Raw genomic sequence first — 6,760 nt, 5'->3', positions numbered from 1 at the left:
CGACAGCGGGTACTAAGGTGAACAATAAAAATCCGATAACAAATGGACCAATAAAGGTGTAGCCTACCAAGTTGTTTTTAAGTGATAGCGATTTCATCTTATCCAACTCCTATACGAAGTCTAGCGTGCCAAAGCATCTTTATTTATGAAAAAGCGATGGTCGATCTAACGACCAACCATCGCTTCTACTCAAACAATATTACTTGTTTTTCTTAAGAATAGCGGTTGCTTCGTCTCTAAACTTCTTAGCTGCGTCTTCTGGTTTAATTTTGTTGTAGTTCATTTGCTCTGCAAGGCTTGTGAGCGATTTGAACACTTCTGCAGAACCGATTGGATCAGCTGGATCCATTGGTGAGCTGTTCGCTTCTGCCCAAGCAACATAGTCGTATACTTGGATTTGTGCTTCAGTAGAAACTGCTTTTAACGCTTCTTTCACTTTAGAGGAAACAGGTACGCCGCGATCGCCTAAAATCAATTTGTTAGCTTCGATATCATTTACGAAGAAGTTGATAAATTTAGCTGCTTCTTCTTTCACTTTCGAATTTTCCGATACGGAGAAGAACATACTTGGCTTAAGGAATAACCCTTTAGTCATATTTGGACCAGCCATTGGAGCAATTGCTAGCGGACGGTTAGCCACTTGCTGCAATCCAACATATTGGTTCGACCATTGCCATACGCCAATGCCTTGGTTCAATACAAGGTGGCTGTCTTCTGCGCCTTTGATTTGAGCTAGAACGTCTGGTGACGGTACTGCACCATCGATAACAAGTTTAGCTAGCATTCCGAAGAAATCGGTGAATAGTTGATCATCCTCGTAGCCAAGGCCGTTGCCTTCTGCGTTAAACAACGTTTTATCAAGTGTACGAAGGTAGTAGCCGAAGAACACTTCTGGACGCATACCGTTGTCGAAGAAAATTCCTGCTGCTTTTGCTTTTGCAGCCATTGCTACGTAATCATCCCAAGTGTAGTTTTCAGGAATGGAATCAATGCCTGCTTTTTTAAGTAGTGCTGGATCGTAGTTAAATCCAAGAGCATTTACACCAAGGTTCATACCGTATAGTCCATCGCCTAATTTACCGCCATCAATTGCATTTTGGCTAATGTCACTTACGTCAATTTGATTGCCGATAAATGGAGTCAAATCAGCCAATTGTTTTCTGCCAGCGTATTGCGAATAGTTTTGCGTATCGATTTGGATGATATCAGGAAGCTCGTTTGCAGCTGCTTGAGGAGCAAGCTTTTTCCAGTAGTCATCATAGTTTGCATATTCCATTTCTATCGTTACATGCGGGTTTTTCGCTTTGTACATCTCAATGACTTTCATTGTGTAATCATGACGCGGCTGACCGCCCCACCATGCGATACGAAGAGTGACCGGTTTTGCTTCTGCTGGCTCTTCTTTCACTTCGTTTGTTGATTTTGGTGCGTTGGTCGCATTTGTTGGTTTTTCATTGTTTGCGTTTCCGCCGCAAGCGCTTACGAGAACTAGTGCAAAAGCCATGAGCATCAAAAGCATTTTCTTTGGTGCTTTCATTGTGTTACGCCCCTTCCAGACTCTTTAATGTTGTTTACAAGCTTTATTATAGGGTGAATGTCGAATCGTCGGAATTAAAAAAACCGCTTTCTTTGTTAAAAAAACAGAGGTCGCCATTATGGCGACCTTTTGAATTCGGAAGGCGTGAACCCTGTATGTTTTTTAAAAACTTGACTAAAATATTGCGGATTATCGCCAAAACCAAATTTCTCAGCGAGTTCAAAAACCTTCACATCACCTGTTTTCTCAATCTCTTCCATCGCTTGCTCCATCCTTAACCGAACAACATAATTTGAGAATTTCTCTCCCATTTCCTTCTTAAACAGCTTGCCTACATAATCTGCGTTCATGTATAAGATCTCACTTGCTACCCAGTTGAGCGATAGATCAGGATTGGAAATATGCGCTTCAATTACTTGAATCATCTTCTGAATAATGGCGGAATGCTTATTGGTGTGGGTATGAAAGTTGTTCAAGCATATTTGCTGCGCACATTCGGTGACGAATTGCTGCGTCGTTTTTAGTGTTGTAAATTGATCAAATCCGGCAATCTTAGTTAAATATTCATTGATTTCTTCAGGTTTGCCTTGTCTAACGACAGATATGTAAAGCGGTATGACATAAGATTTCGAGAGATGCATGTCCATGCGACTGTCGGCAAGCATATCAAAATAGTTTTGCAGCTCATGCTGAACAAACGCCCAGTCTCCTGATTTGACATGCATGCAAAGAGGCTCTTCATCATAGATGAAAGGCTTAAGCGCATTATCATCTCCTCTTTCAACATCCTTCTGCGTTATGATGCTTCCTTCGCCTAAATAAAATTGATAATTTAAGCATTCCAGCGTATCACGATACATTTTACGAGCATCGATAATTTGACCTGGATTGCTGACGGCCACTGTAGCATCCAATTTGTAATAGGAAGAAAACGTTTGCTTAATTTCATTCAATTGTGCAAATAAAACGTCTGTTTCGTTAATCTCTTTAATGAGCAACAGCACATGTTTTCCTATCGTCGTACTGAGAAGTACCGTCGGTTTGCCGAGGACATCCTGAGCGATGTTTTTGACCGCAAACAGATGCTCAAATTCAAACACACCCTCTATTTGAAACAAAATCAACTGAACCTTTTCATTGTCTACTGTAATATGAAACAGGTTGCCATAATCATCCCAATCACGCTGGCCATATGTTTTATTGGTAACAAGCTCCTTAAGGAATTGCTCCTTCGCGTGAGGAAGTACCTTTGAAAGCTCTTTCTGGATATGAAGCATGAAGCTCTCTTGCGTTTGCTGTTTCCTCAGCTCTGTTATCACCTCGGTTAGTGCATCCGTAATCGTATTTTCATTGCATGGCTTAAGCAAATAGTGTTTAACTCCAAATTGCATCGCAGTGCGAGCATAATCAAACTCACTAAAGCCGGAAAGAAGAATAAATGCGATATGCGGGTAGTTTTCATACACTTTTTCCACCAGCTGCAGCCCGTTCATGCCTGGCATTTTGATATCTGAAATGACGATATCCGGCATATGGCTCTCGATAAAGGCCAAAGCTTCAAGTCCATTGCGCGCCGTTCCTGCCAGTTCTGCCTCATATGCATTCCAGTTTACAGTTCGCGATATGCCTTCTACGATGATTCGTTCATCATCAACCAACAAAACCTTATACATGGGAATCCCTCATTTCATAAGGAAGCATCAGCTTCACTTTGGTACCGCCGTTTCGCTTGCTCTCTACCATTAAGCCGTATGCATCGCCATACAGCAGCTTGATGCGGTCTTCGATATTTTTCAAGCCTAAGCCGGAGCCTTTCGTCTGCACTTGTCCGCTTAATAGCTTTGTGACAAACTCTTCTTCCATTCCCGGCCCATTATCCTCCACTGAAATAAACCACAGCTCATTTTCCACATAGGCATGTATTTGTATTTTACAGGTGTCAATCATTTGTTCAAGGCCGTAATTGATTGCATTCTCAACGAGCGGTTGAAGCGAAAGCTTCGGAATGCTGCAGTTAAGTAACTTGTCTGGTACGTCAATATGGAAATCAAGCCGTTCTTCAAAACGATATTTCTGAATCGTGACATAGTGATTAATGATGTCCAGTTCCTTGCTAAGCGGAATGAGCGGCTCCTTCAAATTGATTGACGTTCTGAGCAGGGAGCCGAGCGCTTCAACCATCTGAGAAATATGTGTTTGGTTGCTTAGCTTGGCGGACCAGTTGATCGACTCTAATGTGTTGTACAAAAAGTGTGGATTAATTTGAGCTTGCAGCGCTTTAAATTCCGTATCGCGAATTGTAAGCTGCTTCACGTAATTTTCATGAATGAGCTCATTGATTCGTTCAATCATTATTCGGAAGTTTCGATGCATTTGACCAGCTTCATCCATTGCAAGCGCTCTCTCATTCGGCTCCTCGATATATTCAAAATTGCCGAGCTGCACTCTTTTCATTTTAGCATTCAAGCGTTCAATAGGCTCAGTAATACCATTTGCGAAGCCAACTGCAATGAGGAGAATGACGATAAATAATATAGCAAAAATAATAATAATCGTATTTTTGACCTTCACGACACGGTCAAAGATGTCATCAAATGGGATCAGCGTATAATAAGTCCAATCGGTATACGTTGACGCTATATAAGTAACAAAATATTGCTTCCCCTCATAACGTATAACTTTGTAGCCCTCATTGCCAGGCAGCGCAGATAAGGACTCCATGGAAAAAGCGGACGCTTCAGGATACACCGCTTCATTGTTTTTCATAATGACTAGCTTGGCGTCGTTGCTGTTCATGCCTTTAGCAAGATCTCTAAACAGTTTGTTCATATCGATGCGAAGCGCTAAAGTGCCAAGATAGTCTAAGCTCAGCTGCTCAAACGAACGCACTTCTCGCGCAGCAATTAAGGACTTATCGTTGCTGTAGGGGGCAATCCACGTATTCCCACCCTTTTTGACCGCTGTTGCATTTTTGAATGCATCCAGACGGTCCTGGTAAATCGTTATCGAGTTTGCACCAACCGCATATTCATTATCATTTACGTCATACAGCTGGGCGGAAAGCACGTATTTATCAAGCCCGCCGATATTGACCATTCGCTCCTTCACCGTTAATTGCACAACATAGTTATCATAATCGGACAAACCGCTCTTGATGGATCTCAAATAGTGCTGGATCGTAGAATCCGTTGAAAGCATAAAGGTAAGCTTCTCCATCTTTTTCAGCTCATTCTCGATACTGAGGGACGACAAACTGAGCGCTTTGGAAGATTGCTTATAAATTTCCTGATCATAAAAATCAAAAGCGTATTGCTGAATGATGATAGCAAGCATAGCAACAACCAGCATGATGACTGATATCAACACAAACATTTTGTGTTTGATACGCAAATTCATATAAAGCGCTTTCAAGCTCTGCATTGGCCAGGTCTCCTTTAAGAGATTACAGCTATTATCGATTTATTAGTGGTTAGAAGACATACTTATTCTTTGCTAGGATTGTAAGCTGGATTTGAAAAAAGAGCGCCCTCCTTTCAACAAGGGGGGCGACTCCTGTTATTTTTTGATCAAATAAAGTGTGATTTCTTCTCTGTTATGGAACAGCTGCTTAGCTTTTTGAAGCTTAAATTCCGTTGAAAGTCTTGAAATCACGTCTCGAATCGTTTGAAGCGGTTTCCGGTGCATCAGCTTAACTGTAATTATGGCAGTTGCACCCTTCGTTAGTGCAGGCTCAAGATCGAGAACGAGCTTGCACATCATCATCGGACTCCAGCTCATATCACAGACTAGTAGCTGGAATGAATCAGGATTGAATTTCACTTCGGAAGCATTGCGCTTTAAGTAAGTTAGCGTGGGATACGCCATTAGCGATGGATGCAATTCAGCAGGATCGATGGCTGTAACTCTCAAGCCGCGCTCAAGTAAAAGGGATGTCCAGCCGCCTGGCGCTGCGCCAACATCAAGGGCATTTTGAAACTGTGCGTAATTTAGGTTGAATTCACGTTCTGCTTCAAGCAGCTTAAATTTGGCACGCGAGACTTGTCCTTCTTCGCGTTGAAAACGAACGGCTCCGCCTGGCCAATCCGAGAGCATCTCCGATGGCGATCCAAAACCGACATAAAGCTGATTGATCGCCGCATAGATCGCAATAATAACGTCTGGCTGCTGTACAACAGGTTCCGCGTCAATCTCTTCGAGTACCGCATCAATTACCGCTTTTGTATCCGCAGCCGAATACACAAACTCCGACTTCGACGTACGTCTAATATGAACGGCTACCCGTTTATTTTCCAAAGTTAATACAGCATTTCGAACCATGCTAGATAATTGTTCTAAATCATTCGCATTTCCTGTAATTTCAATCGTCCGATCCACCGGCTGCACATGGCGCAAAAAGATCGGCTCCTGCTGATGAATCGCTTGCAGCGTCTCTTCCCGTGTTAGCGGGCTCGTCATTAAAAACACTTCTCCTGCTGCCAGTTGTGTGAAGGCAACGCCCTCAATCAGCCTCCGAAGCTCCTCCATCGCATATGGTGCATAAGTTTGATTAGCAGTTCCGATCCATTGACTCACGTATGTTAAACCTCTTTCGTGTTATATTACCCTAGATCCCTAAAGGGATTTTTTTCACCCTTGCCCTCGAGGGTTTAGCACCCTGAGCCCTAAACAATTACTACACCAACCCTACAAGCGTTTCGAACCCACCCAAACCCTCCCTTCCAAGGGAGGGCCCCAAGGGTTGCACCCTCTGGACACCCGCAACTCGACTAACGTTGGCGATAATCTGTGCTGGAATGTTTAGTTTACGGATGAGCGCTTTCGTCCCTACGGGACACGCTGGAAGTTTGTTGTCTGTAAATGTAAATCGTGTCTTGATGTGTGAAAGATTGAAGCCTTCGTAAATACAAACATTTACATAGATCAGAGATAATAAAAAAACATAGAAATGCCAGGAAATTAATTCCTCAGCATTTTAGTTCTACTTATATTTTTAGTCTTTGTTTGCATTATAACCGAATATGTCACATTTCGTGTAATTATTCGAGTAATTAACTCAGATATTATTTTTGCTAGGTATTATTTGAGTATAGCCATATGAACCATTGTTTTAGCCCATAAATAATGATTAATGGACGATGTTAGTGAAATAGATATAGAAACTAGACCTATTTCAACTAAATGGGCTCAATAAAACTAAATAAGACTAGAATATAGTCTTAAACC

The 6,760-nt window shown here is 42.1% G+C and carries 4 protein-coding genes; all 4 read right to left on the bottom strand.

Annotated features, from left to right (window positions below):
- Positions 1-199: 199 nt before the first annotated feature.
- On the bottom strand, positions 200-1,537 hold the full coding sequence (locus tag AC1DPK_RS33770; protein WP_339202676.1) for an ABC transporter substrate-binding protein: 1,338 nt from the start codon (positions 1,535-1,537) through the stop codon (positions 200-202).
- A gap of 116 nt (positions 1,538-1,653) precedes the next feature.
- Positions 1,654-3,210 (bottom strand): response regulator transcription factor, encoded by a 1,557-nt coding sequence (locus tag AC1DPK_RS33765; protein WP_477512983.1) that lies wholly within the window; start codon positions 3,208-3,210, stop codon positions 1,654-1,656.
- Positions 3,203-4,957: a sensor histidine kinase gene (locus AC1DPK_RS33760; RefSeq protein ID WP_477512982.1), complete on the bottom strand. Its 1,755-nt coding sequence runs from the start codon at positions 4,955-4,957 to the stop codon at positions 3,203-3,205. The genes AC1DPK_RS33765 and AC1DPK_RS33760 overlap by 8 nt, the downstream gene beginning before the upstream one ends.
- 135 nt (positions 4,958-5,092) lie before the next feature.
- A complete protein-coding gene (locus AC1DPK_RS33755; RefSeq protein ID WP_076265825.1) occupies positions 5,093-6,109 on the bottom strand; it encodes an SAM-dependent methyltransferase in 1,017 nt (338 codons plus the stop codon).
- Between the last annotated feature and the right edge of the window lie 651 nt (positions 6,110-6,760).

This window comes from Paenibacillus sp. 01T424 (genome assembly GCF_056398745.1).
The sequence above is the reverse complement of the archived record's forward strand: the minus strand, read 5'-3'. Positions and strand labels throughout refer to the sequence as shown.

Bases quoted from the DNA above. Each gene is read 5' to 3' on its own strand.
- AC1DPK_RS33760 (WP_477512982.1), bottom strand. From the start codon at position 4,957: ATGCAGAGCTTGAAAGCGCTTTATATGAATTTGCGTATCAAACACAAA.
- AC1DPK_RS33770 (WP_339202676.1), bottom strand. From the start codon at position 1,537: ATGAAAGCACCAAAGAAAATGCTTTTGATGCTCATGGCTTTTGCACTA.
- AC1DPK_RS33765 (WP_477512983.1), bottom strand. From the start codon at position 3,210: ATGTATAAGGTTTTGTTGGTTGATGATGAACGAATCATCGTAGAAGGC.